This is a genomic window from Paenarthrobacter sp. YJN-5, from assembly GCF_015040095.1.
GTDB classification, from domain to species: domain Bacteria; phylum Actinomycetota; class Actinomycetes; order Actinomycetales; family Micrococcaceae; genus Arthrobacter; species Arthrobacter ureafaciens.
This window is the reverse complement of the sequence record NZ_CP053544.1, coordinates 1,219,743-1,238,462: the sequence shown is the minus strand read 5'-3', so window position 1 is coordinate 1,238,462 and position 18,720 is coordinate 1,219,743. Positions and strand designations below refer to the sequence as shown.

Here is an 18,720-nt window from a genome sequence, read left to right as displayed (position 1 = left end):
CATGACAGCCAAAATCAGCTTGCGCAACGTCAGCAAGGAATTCACCGTCAGGGCAAGCAAGGGTGGCCCGGCCACACGGCTCACGGCCATCGACTCGCTCAACCTCGACGTCCGCGACGGCGAGTTCCTCACGTTGGTGGGACCCAGCGGTTCGGGCAAGACCACTTTGCTGGACCTGCTTGCGGGCCTCTCCACCCCGACCTCCGGCGAGGTCCTGGTGGACGGCCAACCCGTGACGGGACCCGGCAAGGACCGCGCAGTGGTGTTCCAGCAATACGCCCTCTTTCCATGGCGGACAGCATCGGCGAACGTTTCCATCGGATTGGAAGGCCCCGGGCCGAACGGCAGGAAGCTGAACCGGCGCGAACGGGCGGCCAAGGCCAAGGAATACCTGGCCCTGGTGGGCTTGGCCGGCTTCGAAGACCGTTTTCCGCACGAGCTCTCCGGCGGGATGAAGCAACGCGTGGCGATCGCGCGGAGCCTTGCCTACGAACCGGACGTGCTGCTGATGGACGAACCGTTCGCCGCGTTGGACGCCCAGACCCGTGAACAGCTGCAGGACGAACTCCTGCGGATCTGGAAGGCAACAGGCAAGACCATCGTGTTCATTACCCATGGAATCGACGAGGCCGTGTACCTGGGCCAACGCGTCGCCGTGCTTAGTGCCCGTCCGGGACGGCTGAAGGAAATCGTGGAGATCACTATCCCGGACCGCGACGGGGACCAGGACATCAGGTCCAACCCTGCGTTCGTTGAGCACCGGCACCAGGTCTGGACACTGCTCCATGACGAGGTCCGGCGAGCGCAGGACGCCGGACACCGCAAGATCCTGCCCGACGGCAGCGCACCGGACGAACCCGCCACTGCTACTGAAAGGAGTGCGGCCTGATGACCACCACCCTCACTCAAGAACAACAAACGGCAACGTCCGCACCCGGGCCGGCTGCCGCCGTCGGGCCTTCCGCTGCGGCCCATCCTGCAGCAGCCCGTACGACGCCGGAACCATCGGCCGGGCGGCGTCTCGCCAACGCTGCCGGTTCGGTCGTGTGGAAGTCCACCGCCGTCCTTGCCTTCCTGGCGCTCTGGGAGCTGGGCCCGACGTACCTGGCCAGCCCGTCCACCAAGGTCTTCCTTCCCCCGCTGCACGAGGTCCTGGCTGCCTGGGCCAGGTTGTTCGAGGCCGGAACCATCCAAGGGCACACCACTGCGAGCCTCACGAGGTCCGTTGCAGGTTTCGGTGCTGCGTTGGTGGCAGGTGTTGCGCTGGGGCTGTTGATCGCCTGGTACGGGCGGCTGAACTCGGTGCTCAACCCCTTGCTGGAGCTGTTCCGCAACACCGCGGCCTTGGCGTTGCTCCCGGTGTTCACTCTCCTGCTGGGCATCGGCGAAGAGTCGAAGATCAGCATCGTGGCCTACGCCGCGTTCTTCCCCGTCCTGCTCAACACGATCGCCGGCGTGAAAACCGTGGATCCACTCCTTATCCGGGCCGCGCGTTCCTTGGGGTTGGGCAGCTTCCGCTTGTTCCAGAAAGTCATCCTGCCCTCCGCGGTTCCCACCATCTTCACGGGCATCCGCATGGCAGGCACGGCCTCCATCCTGGTCCTGATCGCCGCCGAGATGGTGGGCGCCAAGGCAGGCCTCGGGTACCTGATCGTCAACGCCCAAAGCAGCTTCCTCATCCCTGACATGTATGCCGGGATCCTCACGGTGTCCCTGCTGGGGCTTGCCGTGAACTTCCTGCTGGTCGCCTTGGAGCGGCACTTCTCCCGCTGGCGCACCGGCGTGGGTTCAGCCGCTTCCTGATTTTTCCATCGTGGCACCCGCCACACACCACATCGAAAGTAAGGAAAACAAATGACCGTCATTACTGAAACCAAACTTGAGTTCCGGAAGCTTGGAGCCCGAATAGGGGCCGAGATCCGGGGCCTGGACATCTCCGGAGATTTGAGCGCGGACACCGTGGCGCAGATCCGTGCTGCCCTCAACGAACACAAGGCGCTCGTCTTCCGTGAGGCGAACATCCTGACGGACGAAGCCCAGGTGAAGTTCGCTTCCCACTTCGGTCCGCTCACCAAGGCACACCCCACCGTGGCGTCCGTGGAGGGTGAAGAGAACGTCCTTCCGGTGGACAGCGAGAACGGCTCGGCGAACAACTGGCACACCGACGTCACGTTCGTGGTGAACCCGCCCCAGGCCTCCACCCTTCGCAGCATCGACCTGCCGGCCTATGGCGGCGAGACCCTGATCGCGTCCTCCGCCGGAGCCTACCGCGACCTCCCGGACGAACTTCGGAACTTCGCGGACACCCTCTGGGCCATCCACACCAACGACTACGACTACTCCGTTCCAAAGAACCTGGAGCACACCAACGCCGAGGCACGCCGCAAGGAATTCACGCGGCTGAAGTTCGAGACTGCCCACCCGGTGGTTCGGGTCCACCCCTTGACCGGCGAGCGCGGATTGTTCATTGGGGGCTTCGCGCAGCGCCTGCGGATCGTGGGTCTGTCCAACACCGAATCGAAGGACATCATCCGGCTCCTGCAGGCCTACGTCACCCGTCCGGAGAACGTTGTTCGGGTGAATTGGGAGCCCAACCAAGTGGTGTTGTTCGACAACCGGATCACCCAGCACTACGCACCGGACAACTACGACGGGCAGCCCCGCAAACTGAACCGCGTGACCATTGCCGGCGACATCCCGGTGGGCACGGACGGCAAGCAGAGCCAGCCGATCCAAGGCGACTCGAGCACGTACTCCGTGGTGGCCGGGGTGTCCTAGGGGCTGCTGTTTTAACCCAACTAATACGAAAGTAGTGGTGGGTTAGGCGGCGGTGACCGGGGTGATGGTGACGTCGTAGCCGAGGTTGTTGAGTTGTTTTATGGCGCGGTTCTTGGCTTTGGTCGGGTTGATGCGGGTGTAGTGGTCGGCGCCGGGGTCGTTGTAGATTTCTCCGGTGCTGAGCATGTGCCAGGCTGCGGTGAGGATCGAATGTTCGACGGCGACGAGGGCTTTGTTGCGTCCGGCGCGGGTTGTGATGCGCCGGTATTTCGCGGCGAGGTAGGTGTTTTTGGATCGTGTGGCGGACATGGCCGCGGTGCCGAGCGCTGCTTTGAGGTATTTGTTCCCGGGCATGATGTGGCTGGATTTGATGTGTCCGGCGGATTCGTTGGCGCTGGGACAGACCCCTGCCCAGGACGCGAGCCGGCCCGGGGTTTGGAAGACTGCCATGTCCGCCCCGGTTTCGGCGATGATCACTTCGGCGACGCGGTGGGAGACTCCGGGGATGGTGGCCAGGGCTTCCCTGGCGTCACGAAAGGGTTCCATCGCCTCCTCGATCCGTGTCGTGAGGGTATCGATGGTTCGGGTGTGGGCGTCGATCTGGTCCAGGTGCAGCCTGGCCATGAAGGCATGGTGTGGTTTGAACCGGCCGGTCAGGGCGTCGACGAGGGCCGGGATTTTCGAACGCAGCATTCCGCGGGCCATTCCGGCCAGGACTTCGGGGTTCCGTTCACCGTTGATGAGGGCTTCGAGCATGTCCCGGGAGGAGACTCCGGTCAGGTCCGAAACGACGGAGGAAAGTTTGATTCCGGAGCTTTCAAGGAACTTCTCCAACCTGAGGATCTCCCGGGCCCGGTCGCGGGTCGCGATGGCGCGCGCCCGGGTCAGGTCCCGTAGCTCGCGGATGGGTTCGGGCGGCACGAACGAGGCCCGCAGGAGCCCGTGCGCGGCCAGTTGGGCCAGCCAGGCGGCGTCGGAGACATCGGTTTTGCGTCCAGGGATGTTCCGGGCAGCTTTGGCGTTGACGAGCATCACGGGCAGGGTTTCTTCGAGCAGGTAGTAGAACGGTTTCCAGTAGTCGCTGGTCGCTTCCATCACCACCACGGTGACATGTTCGCGTTCGAGGAACTCCCGCAGTTCCAAGATCTGATGCGTGGTCGCGCCCCAGGTCGTGACCTTTGAGGTGTGAGCTTGTCAATACTTTTGTGTATGAGGGGTCTGGGTTCAGCCCAAGTAGGGTTCGATGCGTTCGGGGTATGTGATGGCGAGGATGCCTAGTGCTTCGTTCCAGCCTTGGCTTTGGGCACCTTCGATGAGTGTGTGGACGGTTTTGCTTTTGTTCTCGCGGGCTTGTCCGTGGATCTTCGCGCGTTCGCTGGCTCGTTTGTCTTCGATGTTGCAGATGGCCAGCCAGAGCAGTTTGACCGCGGCGGTGTCGTTCGGGAAATGGCCGCGGTTTTTGATGATTTTCCGGAGCTGGTAGTTCAGCGATTCAATGGCGTTGGTGGTGTAGATCACCCGGCGCAGCGGCGGCGCGAAAGCGAGGAAGGGAACGAACTTTTCCCAGCTGTTGCGCCAGGTATTGACCGTCGCACGGTACTTTTTGCCCAGCTCGGAAGACGCGAACGCCTCCAGTTCCGTTTGCGCGGCTTCAGCTGAGGAGGCCGTGTAGATCGGCCGGAGTGCGGCTGCGACCCGTTTCCTGTCGTTGTAGCCAATGAACCGCATCGACGCCCTGATCAGATGGACTACACAGGTCTGGACCGTGGCCAGGGGCCACGTCGCGGCGATGGCTTCGGGAAAGCCCGTCAGGCCGTCACAGCAGACAATGAGTACGTCCCGGACTCCTCGGTTGGCAAGTTCCGCGCAGACCCCGGCCCAGAACTTGGCCCCTTCGGTGGCCTCGACCCAGATACCCAGTACGTGCTTGATGCCGTCCATATCGACGCCCACGGCAATGTGCGCAGCTTTGTTCCGTACTTGCGCCCCGTCGCGGACTTTGACCACGATCGCATCCAAATAGAGAATCGGGTACATCGGATCCAGCGGCCGGCGTTGCCAGATCATCACCTCATCCAGAACGTCATCGGTGATCTTGGAGATCGTTTCGTGCGAAAGCTCGGTTCCAATCGTTGATTCCAGATGATGCTGGATGTCTCTGACCGTCATGCCACCGGCATAAAGACTGATAATCATTTCGTCCAAGCCACCCGTGCGTCGGGCACCCTTGGGCACGAGCCGCGGAACGAACGAACCATTCCGGTCCCGCGGGATGGCCAAGTCAACATCGCCGGCCTGACTGGCCAGCGTTTTCGGGTAGAACCCATTGCGTGAGTTGGGCAGCAAACGTGCCGCGGGATCTCCCTTTTCATAGCCGAGATGACCGGAAAGTTCGGACTTCAGTCCACGCTCCAGAACGGCCTTGATCATCTGGTTCAGGAAACCGTTCTTGCCATCAATCTGCAGTTCAGCCGAATCGATTTGTTCCATTAGCTCATCAAACGCACCGGACTCGCGCAGCTGCTCCATCCCCCCGGCAGCAGCGACCTTCGCGGCAAGCTCCGCGCTGAGCTCTTCACTAGAACCAGTCATGGTCACAGTTTTCTCCAATCAACCAGGGACCGGAACTCCTACACAAACCATCTGACACCCCCTGAGGTGTAGGTCCCGGCCCTGGCGCCTGGGATCCGCACGCAGACCTTCGCGTCGCGTTTGGAGATATCCATCCCCGCGGCCCGTTCATTAACGATGTCCATCTTCTTCCCTCCAACACTGTTTGACGGTGATGACAGTGTCTGTCTCGGGGAGGACTGGGAATATTCAGGAATCTAATACTCGTGCTCAAGGGCAACAATCCACGGTTCCCGTGGAGGTCCTCCACACCACGCTGGGTCACGGACTCGCGGCACCAAGTTGGGTCGGCGTTCACCGAGACGGACAGCCCAATGATCTACCCGGAAGGCCAGAGTCCGCCAGAGCCCTGGCGAGCCACCCCGTACACTTTCCCGGCCCCACGGCGCGCCAGCGGCGCTCACACGCTGGGTCGCAGTTAAGCGCGTTTAGAACCCTCAAAACGTGCTTAACTGCGACCCAGTTGGGTTTTAGGGGATGTTCGAGCCGCGGGCCGTGATCCACAGGCCGTACCACTCGGCGCGGGTCATGCTGCCGGCTACGGCAACAGCATCCGCACAGGCACCGATCCGCGAAAGGTTGGTGGTCCCCACCACGGGCGAAATCCGTGCCGGATGCTTCATGAGCCACGCAAGCAGCACTGATTCCGGAGTGGTGTTCTTCTCCCCCGCCAGGCGGACCAGCATCTCCGACGTCGCAGCCTCTGCCGGTGAGTCGGCACCCGCTCCCGTATACCGGCCCTGCGCCAGCGAACCATAGGCCTGGAGTTCTATGCCCCTGTCCATGCACAGCTCAAGCGTCCCGTGCGGAAAACTGTTCTCCCTCCCTTCGGGATGGTTCACCAGCACCGTGCTTTCCAGCCAGTCCCGGCGCAGCAGGCTCATCTCCAGCTGGTTCGCCACGATGGGCGTCTGCAGCCGGTCCTGCAGGTATGCGATCTGGGCGCCGGACATGTTGGATACACCCACGTGCCGCACCTTGCCTTCGGCCATTAACTGCCCGACCGCGTCCGCCACGTCGCGCGCGTCCATGAGGGGATCCGGACGGTGCAGGAGCAGCACGTCCACGTAGTCCGTTTGGAGCCGTTGCAGGCTCCCGTTGACCCGTTCCAGGATGGCTTCGCGGCTGAGGTCGTAGTGGCCGTCCCGGCCTCCTTCAGCCAGCCTGATACCGCACTTGGTCTGCAACCGGATCTTCTCCCGCAGACCGTGGGAACGGACGAGGACTTCCCCAAAAACAGCTTCGGACTTACCCCGGCGGTAGATATCAGCGTGGTCAAACAAGCCGATGCCGATTCCCCGCGCCGATTCAATCACGGCGGCGGCCTGGTCGATTTCCGCAGCACCGTAGTGGTTGTTATCCCAGGACCCGCCGAGTCCCATGCAGCCATAGATGAGGCGTCCCCGCCCGTTCACGTTATCCATGTAGTTGTGTCAGCGCAGCAGACTAGGCGTCGCGGACTACCCACGCGGTGGTGTCGGCCGGCAGCTTGCCGTCCTCCAACGGGCCGCTGCTGACGACGACGGTCCCGGCCGGAAGCTCGAAGGCTTCAGTGCCGAAGTTGGTCACCGTCTCCCAACCGCCGGGGCGGCTGAAGTGCAGCACCTCCGGGTTACCGGTCTCCACCCACTCGAGCTCTTCATCGGTCTGCAGCTGGCGGCGGAGGCCCAAGGCCTTGCGGTAAAGCTCGAGCGTGGAGCCTTCGACGCCTTCCTGGATGGATACCGCGTAATCCTTGAACCACTCCGGCTGGGGCAGGTGCGCCTTGCCCGCGCCGAAGCCGAAGGACGGGCCTTCAGGGGTCCACGGCAACGGCACACGGCAACCATCCCGGCCGATTTCAACGCCCTTGTTGCGGAAGAATGACGGGTCCTGACGTTCGGAGTCCGGAATTTCCGCCACTTCACGCAAGCCCAGTTCCTCGCCCTGGTACAGGTAGGCAGAGCCCGGCAGCGCCAGCAGCAGGAGCGATGCGGCACGGGCACGGCGCAGGCCGAGTTCAACGTCCAGTTCTTCCTGCGGCGCACCGGCCAGCAGCCAGCCCTTGCCGTCCTGGCCCTTGGGCTTGCTGCCGGTCACGTCCTGGGCCGCGTTGGTTCCCTGGGCCACGGAACCGCCCTTAGGGAGGCCATAGCGGGTGGCGTGGCGGACGACGTCGTGGTTGGAGAACACCCAGGTGGAGGATGCGCCGGACTCCTTGGCGTGGACCAGGTTGTCCGTAATGATCTGCTTGAAAGATGCGGCGTCAAAGTCCGACTGCAGCAGGTCAAAGTTGAAGGCCTGGCCCAGGCCCTCGGGGCTGGCATAGCGGGCACGGCGTGACTCGTGGACCCATGCCTCGGCAACGGCGGTGCGGGGCGGGTTGTATTCGTTGAAGAGTTTGCGCCACTCGGCGTAGACCTCGTGGACTTCGTCGCGGTCCCAGAAGGGGTGGGAGCCGTCAATGAAGCCGTCCGTGCCGTGGGCCCGTGCGAGGAGGTCATCCTTCATGGGCATGGGCTCGGACAGGTCCTTGGCCATGCCGTGGGCGACGTCGATGCGGAAGCCGTCCACGCCGCGGTCGGACCAGAAGCGCAGGGTCTTCAGGAAGTCCTCGCGGATTTCCGGGTTCTCCCAGTTAAAGTCCGGCTGTTCCTTGGCGAAGATGTGCATGTACCACTGGCCGGGAGTGCCGTCCGGTTCGGTGATGCGCTCCCAGATGGGGCCGCCAAACACGGAGTCCCAGTCGGACGGCGGCAGCTCGCCGTTCTCGCCCTTGCCGTCGCGGAAGATGTAGCGGTCGCGGGCAGCAGAACCCTTTGGCGAAGCAAGGGCTTCCTTGAACCATTCGTGGCGGTCCGAGGAGTGGTTGGGAACGATGTCCACCACAATCTTGATGCCGGCTTCATGCAGCGCAGCCGCCATCTCGTCAAAGTCCGCCAGCGTGCCCAGCTTGGGGTCGACGTCGCGGTAGTCGTCGACGTCGTAGCCGCCGTCGGCGAGTGCCGACGGGTAGAACGGGCTCAGCCACACGGCATCAACGCCGAGTTCCTTCAGGTACGGAACCTTGGCCGTGATGCCCTTGAGGTCACCCAGCCCGTCACCGTTCGCGTCGTAGAAACTCCGCGGGTAGATCTGATAGACCGCCGCCTGGCGCCACCACTTGGGATCGGCCATGCGTTCGGAGAGGGACAAATTTGCCTTGGTGGCGGAGGTGCTCACGAAACTCCTTTGATTTAGATTCTAAATTTAGTTCCTTGACCAGTATCTGACGGCTGGCTCAGGAGGTCAACAGCCCGGCAGGTCAGCCTTTCACGGCACCCTGGGTGACGCCTGCCATGACCCAACGCTGGGTGAACAAGTACGCGACGATTGCCGGCGCCATGGCCATCAGGTATGAGGCGAAGGAGACGTGGTAGTTGTTGCTGAACTGCGTTTGGAAGAGGTTCTGCCTTACCGGCAGGGTCTGCAGGGCGGGGTCGGAAATGATCAGCGACGGCATCATGAAGTCGTTCCAGGCGTACAGGAAGGCGAAGATTCCCACCGTGGCGCTCATGGGGGCAAGCAGCGGGAAGATCAGCTTCCAGAACGTCTGCCACGTGGTGGCTCCGTCAATCCTGGCGCTTTCTTCCAGTTCCATGGGAATGGAACGCAGGAACGCCGTAAAGAGCAGCACGCTGAAGCTCAGCTGGAACATGGTTGCCAGCAGGATGACGCCGAACGGATTGTCCAGGCCCAGGCGGCCGGTCAACTGGATCTGCGGCAATGCCACCACGGGGAAGGGAATGAACATTGCTGCCAGCAGGTAGTAGAACGAGTACCGGAACAACCGGCGATCCCAGTTACGGACAATCGCGTAGGAAGCGAAGGCAGCGAGGACGATGGTAGCCACAACCGTCCCGGCGGTGACAAGGAGGGACATTGCCGCCCCGACAGGGAAGTTGGTCAGGTTCCATGCCTGGACGAATCCCTCCATGCTGAAGGGCGCGGGCAGGGAGAAAGCATTGCCATCCACCGCTTGCCCTTGCGTCTTAAGGGCCATGGAAATGGTGACGTAGAGCGGAAGCAGGACCGTGACCGAGCAGAGGACAAGAACGGTGGTCGCCGACCAATTAACGCGTTCCGGCCTGGTAGCTTGCTTGTTCATCAGAGGGCACTCCGTCCGCGGGTCAGCGAAAGCTGTACAAGAGAAATAACGACAGCCACCAGGAAGAAGATCGTGGCATTGGCCATCTGGTAGGCGTAGTCGCCGCCGTTGAAGCCGGTGATGACTGTCATGGCGATGCTCCGGGTTGACGTGCCCGGCCCGCCGTTGGTCAGGCCCACGATGATGTCGTAGGCATTAAGGAAGCCCTTGAATCCAAGGATCACGTTGATCACCACATATCCGGCGACGAGGGGCAGGGTGATCCTCCAGAGCTGTTGCACTTTGCCTGCGCCATCCAGTTCCGCAGCCTCATAGACGTCCCCCGGCACTGCCACGAGCCCGGCGATGTAAATAAGCAGTGATCCCGGGACGGCCTGCCACGCCGTGACCACTACCACCGCAATCCAGGCGAGGTCCGGGTTGGCCAGGAGGCTGTTCTCAAGCCACGGAATTCCGGCCGCAGTACCCAGCGAGGGAAGGGAGTTGGAGAAGAGGAAATTGAACACGTACGCGATGATGATGCCCGACACCACCATCGGGATGACAAAGATGGTCCGCAGCGCCGACTTCATGCGGATCCGCGAAGTAAGCCCGACGGCCAACAGGAACGCAATCACATTCACGGCGATCACCGTGACGATTGAGAACCCGAAAGTAAACAGGTAGCTCTGCAGGATGGCGGGGTCGCTGAAGATCGCGATGTAGTTGGTCAGGCCCACGAACTCCCAGTCCCCGATCCCGATCGAATTAGTGAAACTAAAAAAGATTCCAACGATTCCGGGAACGGTAATGGCGAGCGTGAAGAGAACGAGGCTCGGCAAGAGGAACAGATAGAAAATCGGCTCTACCCGGCGGCCGCGGCGCGGGGCTGGACGGTTCCCCGTTGACCGGTTCCGGTCCGGGCGGCCCTGCTCCGGCGTTTTTGATGGCACGGTTGTGCTGGTGACGGACATAGTGTAGCTCCCTGTGTCTGCGCTACTGGCGGAAGGCCAGGCGTGCCCAATCGGCGTCGAGTGTGCTGAGGGTGGATGCAGGGTCTGCGCCAAACACGAGCGCCTGCGTGTAGTTCATGATCGGAATCGTCTTGGGCACCAGCACCGACGGGCCCTGGTAGACCTGCGCGTTCTGGTAGTAGGGCACCATGCCCTCAATGCGGGGGTCAGGGGTACCGGAAGCATCCTCCGTGGGCGTGAAACCCAACTGGGATGCGTTGTAGGCCTCGATCACCTCCGGCCGGTACAAGTACTCAAGGAATTCACGCGCAGCTTCCTTATGCTTGGAGGCCTCGGGGATCCATGCCGCAAGGTCCACGTTGACGCGGACGCGCAGGTCCTTGGGGTCTTCCGTCATGGGCAGCGGGAACGTACCCAGCTTCAGGTCCGGAGCGGTCTTGGCCACCTCGCTGAACGCCCAGGGGCCTTGGAGGTACATTGCGGCTTTGCCCTGCGAGAAGGCCAGGTTGCCATCGCCGTATGCCCTGCTGGCCGCATCCTTATTGACGTACTTGCCGGCCAAGGTGAGCATCTTCTCCACCGGGCGTTCGAAGTCCTTCCGGAACGAAGCTTCCGAACCGGGCCCTACCTCAGTACCGGCTTCAGCCAGCTTCTCAAAGAAATCGAGGGTGTCCAGCTGGCCGCCCACCGAATAGTCGAACCAGCCCTGGGCAATCGTCCAGTCGTCCTTCCACGTGGCGTAGAACGGAGTCACGCCGGCGGCTTTGAGCTTGTCGCAGACGGCGATCAGCTCCGTCCAGGTCTTGGGGACCTCGAGGTTGTGGGCGGCGAAGATCTCCTTGTTGTAGATCACGGACGAAGCCATGACCGAATACGGCAAGGCACTGGTCCTGCCCGGGTACACCCCGTACTGGTCCATCAACGGCTGGAGGTCTCCCCGGATGCGGGAGGCCGCGCCGGTACCGGACAAATCACTGAGGGCTCCGCGCTGGACGAAGCGCGCGGATTCCATGTTGTAGTTTGCCAGGGCGATGTCCGGCGGGTTTCCGCGGACGAAGCTGGCGGAGACGACGTCGACGCCGGAAGTATCCAGCACCACCTCGGTGTCGTCCTGCGAAGCGTTGTAGTCTTCCACGAGTTTGGTCATGAAACCTATGGCTTCACGCTTGCTGAACGTGAACCGGACGGTTTCCTTTTCCTGGGAACCGGCGCAGCCCGAGAGCAACCCGGCCAGCAAAGCCAGCCCCAAGCCCATGGCCGCGAAGCGTTTTGAGCGTGTCACTTTCACAGACACGTAGTCCTTTCGTCGAACGGCCCCCACTGCTGAAGTCCGTCTGGGCAATGGCGCGCAGCACTGCCCGGGAAATTTAGATAGGAGATAAATTTATGACCCTGCGTAAGTATTCTGTGAGCACCGCCACATCGTCAAGCCCGGGACCGTAACAGGGCGAAGTCTAAATTTATGTACTAAATTTAGAGCGGCCGATCCTTCTGCCTCAGGGACGGCCGGGATAGCGGGGAGCAACATGCTTGGTGAAACGGCACCATCAACACAGCTGGTACGCAGGGTCAACGCCGGTGCCATGCTCAAAGCCATGCGCGGTGCCGGCATCGTCACCGGCACGGAACTCATGGCCAGGACTGGCCTTTCACGGGCAACAGTTATCTCGATATGTGACGAGCTTGTCCGCCTTGGCTGGCTGCAGGAGCTGGAGAACCAACGCGGGGCCGGGGACTACGTCAAGGGACGGCCCGCCCGGCGGTTTGTCTTCGATGACGGCGCCGCGAGCGTGCTGGGAATCGACATCGGCGCCAACAAGATCACCACGATCGTCGCCGACATGGCCGGAACCCCGCTGTCCCAGGTGACCATGCCGTTCCGCACCTACAACGTCTCCGCGGCAGAGCGGGCAGACGTCCTGGACAAGATCGCTGCCGACGCGCTGGAAAAGGCCGGTGTCCCGGCAGAATCGGTCCTGGCAGTCTCCGTCGGCGTAGCGGCCCCCGTGAACAGGGACGGCGAAGTGCTCACCGTCCAGGAGTTCTGGCAGTCCTTCGATGTCCGCAGGATCGTCTCGGAACGGCACGGCTGGCACGTTCTGCTGGAAAACGATGCCAACCTCGCAGCCCTCGCCGAGAGGTGGCAGGGCACAGCGCAGGGCGTGGACCACCTTGTAGTCATGCTCGCCGGAGATCGCCTGGGTTCCGGCATCCTGGAATCGGGCCGCCTCCTGCACGGCCAATCGGGCGGCTTTGGCGAATTGGGATTCCTCAACAACGTCGATGGCGTCGGCAGCACCTACGGCATAGCGCATTCAGCGGTATCGGCAGGCCGTCAAGCGATCGAACGCCAACAGGACACCATCATGCTGGAACTCTGCGCCGGAGAAGCTGAAGATTTAACCGCCGAGATGGTCTTCGAGGCCGCAGCACAAGGCGACCAGGCCGCCGTCGACGCCCTGGACAGCGTTGCGCTCCGCATGGCCAAGGTCATCGGAGCCATCAGCACGCTGGCCAACCCGGAATTGGTGGTGCTGGCCGGAGGAGTAGCAGCCTCCGCAGAAGTACTGCTGCCTACCATCACGAAGGAACTCCCGGAGTTCACCTTCACTCCCCCGCGACTGGCCACCTCCACGCTCGGGGAAGGCATCGTGTCACTGGGAGCCATCCGCCACGCCTTGGACTACGTCGAAGAGCACGCCCTGGATCTTTCCCCCGCATCATTGCCGAAGAGAGCGTCCTGACTCCTTCTGCAACTGGCGCCTACTCCGGCATGGACATGGTGCGCAGGTCAAGCTGCCGCAACACGCGGTCTGCAATCTCGGGATCCGTCCCGGGCTCGTTGCGGGCGTCCACCACTTCCTGCCTCGCGGCATCCAGCGCAATGGTCTGCACCGCAATTGCAAGTTCACGGCCCCGCTCGCGCTTCTCCGCCGTCGACTCGTTCTTCAGCGTGCCGTCCAGCAGTTCCGCGTGCAGCCGGCGCATCTTGTCCTTCACGAGTGCCACCTTCTCCGGCGGCAGCTCCTTCATGAGGTCATGATCCTTCAGGGCCGCTACTGCCGCCGACTGGGCACGTTTGGCCAACAGGCGTGCAGCATCTTTCTCATGTGAGCCGTCCTCCGTGGCATTGAGCACCCGCATCAGCCACGGGAGGGTGAGTCCGGGCAAGACCAGGGTGGCCAACAGGACCGCGCAGACAATCACCAGGATCTCGTGGCGGGCCGGGAAGTCGCTGCCGTCGGGCAGGGTCAGGGGAAGTGCCAGGGCAAGGGCCAAGGTGGCAAGGCCGCGCATGCCGCACCACGTCAGGATCAGGACTTCCTTGGCAGTGGTGGGCTGCAGGACGTTGCGGCGACGGTTCGCGGTCATGGCGAGCAGTCCGAGCCAGAGGTACCGCACCACGAACACGAGCACGCAAATCACCACCGCCATTCCGATCATGCCGAAGATGGCTGTTCCCTCATCGCGGATCACGTGCCGGATTTCCAGGCCCACCAGGCCGAAGGCGAGGCCGGTGGCCAGCAGCTCCACCACGTCCCAGAAAGCACGGCGGGTAATGCGTTCGGCAGCGTCCTGCGGCCTGGAGTGGCGCTGCAGTTCCAGGGCAGTCACGACGACGGCCACCACACCGGAGGCGTGCAGCTCCTCGGCGAGGATGTAGGCAGCGAACGGGACCACCAGCGTGACCGCGCTGCGGGCGACCATCGACGTGACGAGCTTGGTGATGAACTTGGTCAGCCAGCCCATGGCGATGCCGATCACCACAGCCAGAGCCGCGCCGACCACGAACTGGATGATGACGTTGGGCCCCACCTCGCTGCCGGCCAACGTGGCGGCAACCGCTGCCTGGAAAATGACGATGGCTGCGGCGTCGTTGAAGAGGCCTTCGCTCTGGAGCACGGTGATCAGGCGTCGCGGCATGTGCACGCGCCCTGCCACCGATTCCACGGCTACTGGGTCAGGCGGTGCGACCATGGCGCCGAGGGCGATCGCGGCCGGAATCCCGATGCCGGGGATCATGAGCCAGGCCGCCCCCGCCACCACGGCGGTGGAGACCACCACCAATGCCACGGCCATCAGCAGCAGGGTCCGCCACCGGACGCGGAATACAGCCCAGGAGCTCTTCTGGGCCGTGGCGAACAGCAACGGCGGCAGGAAGATGGGAAGGATCAGTTCCGGCGAAATCTCGAACTCGGGGAAGCCCGGGATGAAAGTCAGGGCAACGGCCAGCAGCAACATCAGCACGGGATACGGAAGCCTCAACCGATCACCAAGGCCTACCGCGATCACCGTTGCAAGCAACAACCCGACAATGAGTGCCAACTGATCCATAGTCCCGCTTTCCCCAGGTGTTCGTAGAGGCTTCTGCTCCTGCTTCTGTACGGCACGTACAGCGAGAAAGCCCTTAACAACATATCCCGGGGAGCGGCTTCACTCCGCCGTCAGGGCGTCCACTACGTCCACGGTCCCGTCCCTGAAGGGAATGGTCCTGCCAATGGTTTCCGGCAACTCCAGGACAGCAGCAGCTACCAGCGCAACGTTCGCCCGGGAGGTCTGCGTGCCGTCGCCCGGGTTCGCCGGATTCACCTCGATCAGCCCTGTTGGAGCCTCTTCAGTCAGCGCTCCGGGCCCCAGCACCGTCCAGTCCAGCCCGGTGTTCCTGAGGTACTCGTCAGCTGCGGCCTTGGCCTCCGCGTAGGCGAAGAACGAATTGTCCTCGGGAACGCCATGATCCTTGCCCGCACCGAAGTAGGACACCATCACGTAGCGCTTGACGCCGGCTTCAATGGCAGCATCCATGGAGCGGATGGCAGCATCCCGATCCACGGCGTACGTGCGCGAAGGGTTTCCCCCACCGGCCCCGGCGGACCAGACAACGGCGTCATGGCCCCCGAGCGCCTTGGCGAGTTCCGCCGTCGTCGAGTTTTCAACGTCCAACACCTCCGCGGAAGCTCCCGTGGCAGTGACATCAGCCACATGCTCGGGATTCCGGATGAAGGACGTGACATCGTGACCTTCCCCACTAAGAATTCGGGACAGGTGCAGGGCCACTTTTCCGTGGCCGCCAATGATCGCAATTCGGCTCATGGACCCATTCTGTCCCACAACGGGGCAGGGGCGTGCGGGAGGGAAACAAAAGGCCCCGCAGACGAATCTGCGGGGCCTTGCTTTTGGTAGCGGTGGGGAGGCTCGATCTCCCGACCTCACGATTATGAGTCGTGCGCTCTAACCAACTGAGCTACACCGCCACGGATGAGAAAAGCCTGCGTCAAGCCGGTCAAACCGCCTTGACGCAGGCCCTCATCCAGAGCCCCCCACCGGAATCGATCCGGTGACCTCGTTCTTACCAAGAACGCGCTCTACCACTGAGCTAGGGGGGCAACGAGTAAATACTCTACCGGAGGTTTTCCGAAGCTCCAAATCGGCGCAAAGACAGGGAAAAACGGCGTCGACACAATTTGCGGACGCGCGATTTTCCTGCTCTCAATTCACCTTTTTCAGGGCAAGCGAAGGACCTGACCGGGGTAGATTGCGTCCGGGTTGGGCACCGTATCACTGTTGGTCGCGATCAGTGCTCCGAGGTCCACGCCGAACTGCGCTGCGATCCCCCGCATGGTGTCCCCGGGCTCCACCACAACCTCGGTGACCTGCGGTGCCACCGGCCCTTGTTGTCCCGCCTCCGCTGCGGCCGTAGCAGCCGCTTCCCGGGCCTCCGGGCGGACTTCCGGATCCTCCGGTTCCACGCCCGCCTGATGCGCTTGCTCCGCCGCAGCCCGGTTCGCTGCCTCCTGCTGCTCTGTGGCCTGGGCTGCCGCGGCTTCGGCTGCCTCGCGGTCCGAGGCGGAAACCTCGACGGCGGCACTATCCTCTGCCGCTTGGCGCCCGGCCGATGCCTCCCCGCCGTGATCATTCCCGCCGTGATCTTTCCCGCCAAGGCCGAGGTTCTTTTTCACGTCATCCAGGAATCCCATGGCTCGATCGTAAGCGCGGGGCCTGCCGGCTGTGAACCCGTGTGGGGGCGTTGGAGGACCTCATTAAACGACCAAGGGCCGGCTCGAAAGCCGACCCTTGGATCATTCAGTAGTGCTTACCACTTGCCCTTGCGGTTGAAGTCGCGGTGGCCGCCTTCGCCGCCGCCGCGGGGCTTGCGGGCGCCGTCACCATGGCCGCCGAAACGGGAGCCGCCGGACTGGCCGCGGTCACGGTCGCCGTAGCTACCGGACGTACGCTCGCTGTAGGAGCGGCCGCCGCGGTCAGCGGAGGAACGCTCGCCGTCGTGCCGGCGGAACTCCTTCTTGAAGCCGCCGTTGCCCTTGAAGTTGCCGCCACGGCCGCCACGGTCTCCGTCACGGTTCGGCTTACGTCCCGTGTCCAGCTCGAGGTGGATCAGTTCGCCGCCGATGCGGGTGCGGGACAGGGCGCGCAGCTGCTCCGGGCTGAGGTCTGCAGGCAGTTCAACCAGGGAGTGGTCCGAGCGGATGTCGATGCCACCGATCTGCGAGGACGAGATACCGCCCTCGTTGGCAATGGCGCCCACGATGGAACCGGGCATCACGCGCTGACGGCGTCCAACCGCGATCCGGTAGGTCGCGTTACCCTCGGTGAGGGTGCGGGACGGGCCGCGGGAGTTGAAGCCGTCCTTGGAACGCTCGCGCTTCTGGAATTCCGGTGCAGCGGGAAGGTCCTTGACCAGGAGCGGCTGGCCGCCCTGTGCCATGACTGCGAGCGCTGCAGCGATCTCTGCGGCCGGGACCTTGTGCTCTTCTTCGTAGGAGGCAATCAGGTCGCGGAACAGCGAGACGTCCTCGGACTCGAGGGTCTCCGTGATGCGCTCTGCGAACTTGCCCAAGCGGAGCGAGTTGACCGTCTCGGCCGTGGGCAGGTGCATCTGCTCGACAGGCTGGCGGGTCGCCTTCTCGATGGCACGCAGCAGGTACTTCTCGCGCGGCGTCATGAAGAGGATGGCGTCACCGCTGCGTCCTGCGCGACCGGTACGGCCGATGCGGTGGACGTAGGACTCGGTGTCGTGCGGGATGTCGTAGTTCACCACGTGGCTGATGCGCTCCACGTCGAGGCCACGGGCGGCGACGTCGGTAGCCACCAGGATGTCGATGCGGCCCTCACGCAAGGCGTCAACGGTGCGTTCACGCTGCTGCTGGGGAATGTCGCCGTTGATGGCGGCGGCCTGGAAACCGCGGGCCTTCAGTTTGTCGGCGAGGTCCTCGGTAGCCATCTTGGTCCGCACGAAGGCGATAACGCCGTCGAACTCTTCAACCTCGAGGATGCGGGTCATCGCGTCCAGCTTGTGCGGGCCCATGACCTGCAGGTAGCGCTGGCGGATGTTGGAACCCGTGGAGGTCTTGGACTTGACCGAGATTTCCGCCGGGTTGTTCAGGTACTGCTTGGACATGCGTCGGATCTGGCCGGGCATGGTCGCGGAGAACAGGGCCACCTGGCGGGTGTCCGGGGTCTCCTGGAAGATCTGCTCCACGTCATCGGCAAAGCCCATGCGCAGCATCTCGTCGGCCTCGTCCAGCACCAGGTACTGGAGTTCGGAAAGGTCCAGGGAACCCTTGGAGATGTGGTCGATCACGCGGCCCGGCGTGCCTACGACAACCTGGGCACCGCGGCGAAGGCCTGCGAGCTGGGGACCGTAGGCCGAACCACCGTAGACGGGCAGCACGGTGAAGTCGTCCATGTGCTTGGCGTAGGAGGTGAAGGCTTCAGCCACCTGGAGGGCGAGTTCACGCGTCGGGGCCAGGACCAGGGCCTGGGTCTTGCGTGAGGGGCCGTTGAGGTCGTGCAGCTCAGCCAGGCGGGAAAGTGCGGGAACAGCGAACGCTGCGGTCTTGCCGGTACCGGTCTGGGCCAGTCCGACGACGTCGCGGCCTTCGAGCAGCAGCGGAATGGTGGCAGCCTGGATCGGCGACGGCTTCTCGTAGCCGACGTCCTGAAGGGCTGCGAGCACGCGACCGTCAAGGCCGAGGTCGGTGAAACGAACGCCCTCTTCCTCGTCTTCTGCTGCGGGAGCGGACTCTGCGGCGGGAGCGGAAGCGGGGGTCTCGACGGCGGCCGGCTGCGTTTCGGCGGTTTCGGCAGCGTCAGCGGTGGTCACTGCTGCTTCGGCAGATTCAGTGGCGGCGTCGAGGTTCTCGTTGAGAGTGTCTGGCATTAGGGGGAAATTCCTCATCCATAGGGGCAGTCGGCGCGGCCCGGTTGGGCTTGGCC

General features: G+C 63.2%; 15 protein-coding genes, 2 tRNA genes and 1 pseudogene. 4 read left to right on the top strand and 14 right to left on the bottom strand.

Translation table 11 applies throughout. The features are described from left to right. Position 1 precedes the first annotated feature (1 nt). Genes HMI59_RS05840 through HMI59_RS05830 form a run of 3 tightly spaced genes read left to right on the top strand, consistent with a single transcriptional unit; the run spans position 2 to position 2,778 of the window. On the top strand, positions 2-889 hold the full coding sequence (locus tag HMI59_RS05840; protein ID WP_193593112.1) for an ABC transporter ATP-binding protein: 888 nt from the start codon (positions 2-4) through the stop codon (positions 887-889). Next, entirely contained in the window at positions 889-1,803 is a 915-nt protein-coding gene (locus tag HMI59_RS05835; RefSeq protein WP_021472358.1) for an ABC transporter permease, read from the top strand. Before HMI59_RS05840 ends, HMI59_RS05835 begins: the two co-directional genes overlap by 1 nt. 51 nt (positions 1,804-1,854) lie before the next feature. Beyond that, entirely contained in the window at positions 1,855-2,778 is a 924-nt protein-coding gene (locus tag HMI59_RS05830) for a TauD/TfdA family dioxygenase (RefSeq protein ID WP_193593111.1), read from the top strand. A gap of 42 nt (positions 2,779-2,820) precedes the next feature. Here the strand turns inward: HMI59_RS05830 and HMI59_RS05825 are convergent. The 8 genes and pseudogenes from HMI59_RS05825 to HMI59_RS05795 form a co-directional block, all read right to left on the bottom strand. After that, positions 2,821-3,963: pseudogene (locus tag HMI59_RS05825) on the bottom strand (IS110 family transposase); the annotation flags it as partial. Positions 3,964-4,002: 39 nt separating this feature from the next. Further along, positions 4,003-5,307, bottom strand: a complete 1,305-nt coding sequence (locus HMI59_RS05820) for an IS256 family transposase (RefSeq protein ID WP_166186724.1) — start codon at positions 5,305-5,307, stop codon at positions 4,003-4,005. 101 nt (positions 5,308-5,408) lie between these two features. Next, entirely contained in the window at positions 5,409-5,534 is a 126-nt protein-coding gene (locus HMI59_RS25945) for a hypothetical protein (RefSeq protein ID WP_255527652.1), read from the bottom strand. Positions 5,535-5,879: 345 nt separating this feature from the next. Continuing rightward, a complete protein-coding gene (locus HMI59_RS05815) occupies positions 5,880-6,833 on the bottom strand; it encodes an aldo/keto reductase family oxidoreductase (RefSeq protein WP_227471545.1) in 954 nt (317 codons plus the stop codon). 22 nt (positions 6,834-6,855) lie between these two features. Further along, the gene (locus tag HMI59_RS05810) at positions 6,856-8,610 is read right to left on the bottom strand and encodes a glycoside hydrolase family 13 protein (RefSeq protein ID WP_193593109.1); all 1,755 of its coding nucleotides are present in this window, start codon (positions 8,608-8,610) and stop codon (positions 6,856-6,858) included. An 82-nt stretch (positions 8,611-8,692) separates the two neighbouring features. Then, complete coding sequence (locus HMI59_RS05805) at positions 8,693-9,535, bottom strand: carbohydrate ABC transporter permease (protein ID WP_021472354.1); 843 nt, start codon at positions 9,533-9,535, stop codon at positions 8,693-8,695. Beyond that, positions 9,535-10,488: a carbohydrate ABC transporter permease gene (locus HMI59_RS05800; RefSeq protein WP_193593108.1), complete on the bottom strand. Its 954-nt coding sequence runs from the start codon at positions 10,486-10,488 to the stop codon at positions 9,535-9,537. Before HMI59_RS05800 ends, HMI59_RS05805 begins: the two co-directional genes overlap by 1 nt. Positions 10,489-10,510: 22 nt before the next feature. Further along, positions 10,511-11,782, bottom strand: coding sequence for an ABC transporter substrate-binding protein (locus HMI59_RS05795; protein ID WP_193593107.1), 1,272 nt, complete (start codon positions 11,780-11,782; stop codon positions 10,511-10,513). Between the two features lie 232 nt (positions 11,783-12,014). On the opposite strand from HMI59_RS05795, the gene HMI59_RS05790 reads away from it, so the two are divergent. Further along, on the top strand, positions 12,015-13,232 hold the full coding sequence (locus tag HMI59_RS05790; RefSeq protein WP_193593106.1) for an ROK family protein: 1,218 nt from the start codon (positions 12,015-12,017) through the stop codon (positions 13,230-13,232). A 19-nt stretch (positions 13,233-13,251) separates the two neighbouring features. On the opposite strand, the gene HMI59_RS05785 is transcribed toward HMI59_RS05790, so the two are convergent. The 6 genes from HMI59_RS05785 to HMI59_RS05760 all read right to left on the bottom strand — a co-directional run bounded on the left by HMI59_RS05785 (position 13,252) and on the right by HMI59_RS05760 (position 18,664). Next, positions 13,252-14,823 carry a Na+/H+ antiporter gene (locus tag HMI59_RS05785; RefSeq protein WP_062097546.1) on the bottom strand — a complete coding sequence of 524 codons (1,572 nt, stop codon included), beginning with the start codon at positions 14,821-14,823 and terminating at the stop codon, positions 13,252-13,254. A 99-nt stretch (positions 14,824-14,922) separates the two neighbouring features. Then, complete coding sequence (locus HMI59_RS05780; RefSeq protein WP_193593105.1) at positions 14,923-15,579, bottom strand: NAD(P)-binding oxidoreductase; 657 nt, start codon at positions 15,577-15,579, stop codon at positions 14,923-14,925. Positions 15,580-15,663: 84 nt separating this feature from the next. Then, positions 15,664-15,740 (bottom strand) — tRNA-Met (locus HMI59_RS05775). Between the two features lie 60 nt (positions 15,741-15,800). Next, positions 15,801-15,872 (bottom strand) — tRNA-Thr (locus HMI59_RS05770). A 117-nt stretch (positions 15,873-15,989) separates the two neighbouring features. Then, entirely contained in the window at positions 15,990-16,463 is a 474-nt protein-coding gene (locus HMI59_RS26030) for a LysM peptidoglycan-binding domain-containing protein (RefSeq protein ID WP_193593104.1), read from the bottom strand. 116 nt (positions 16,464-16,579) lie between these two features. Further along, on the bottom strand, positions 16,580-18,664 hold the full coding sequence (locus HMI59_RS05760) for a DEAD/DEAH box helicase (protein ID WP_193593103.1): 2,085 nt from the start codon (positions 18,662-18,664) through the stop codon (positions 16,580-16,582). Positions 18,665-18,720: the final 56 nt, after the last annotated feature.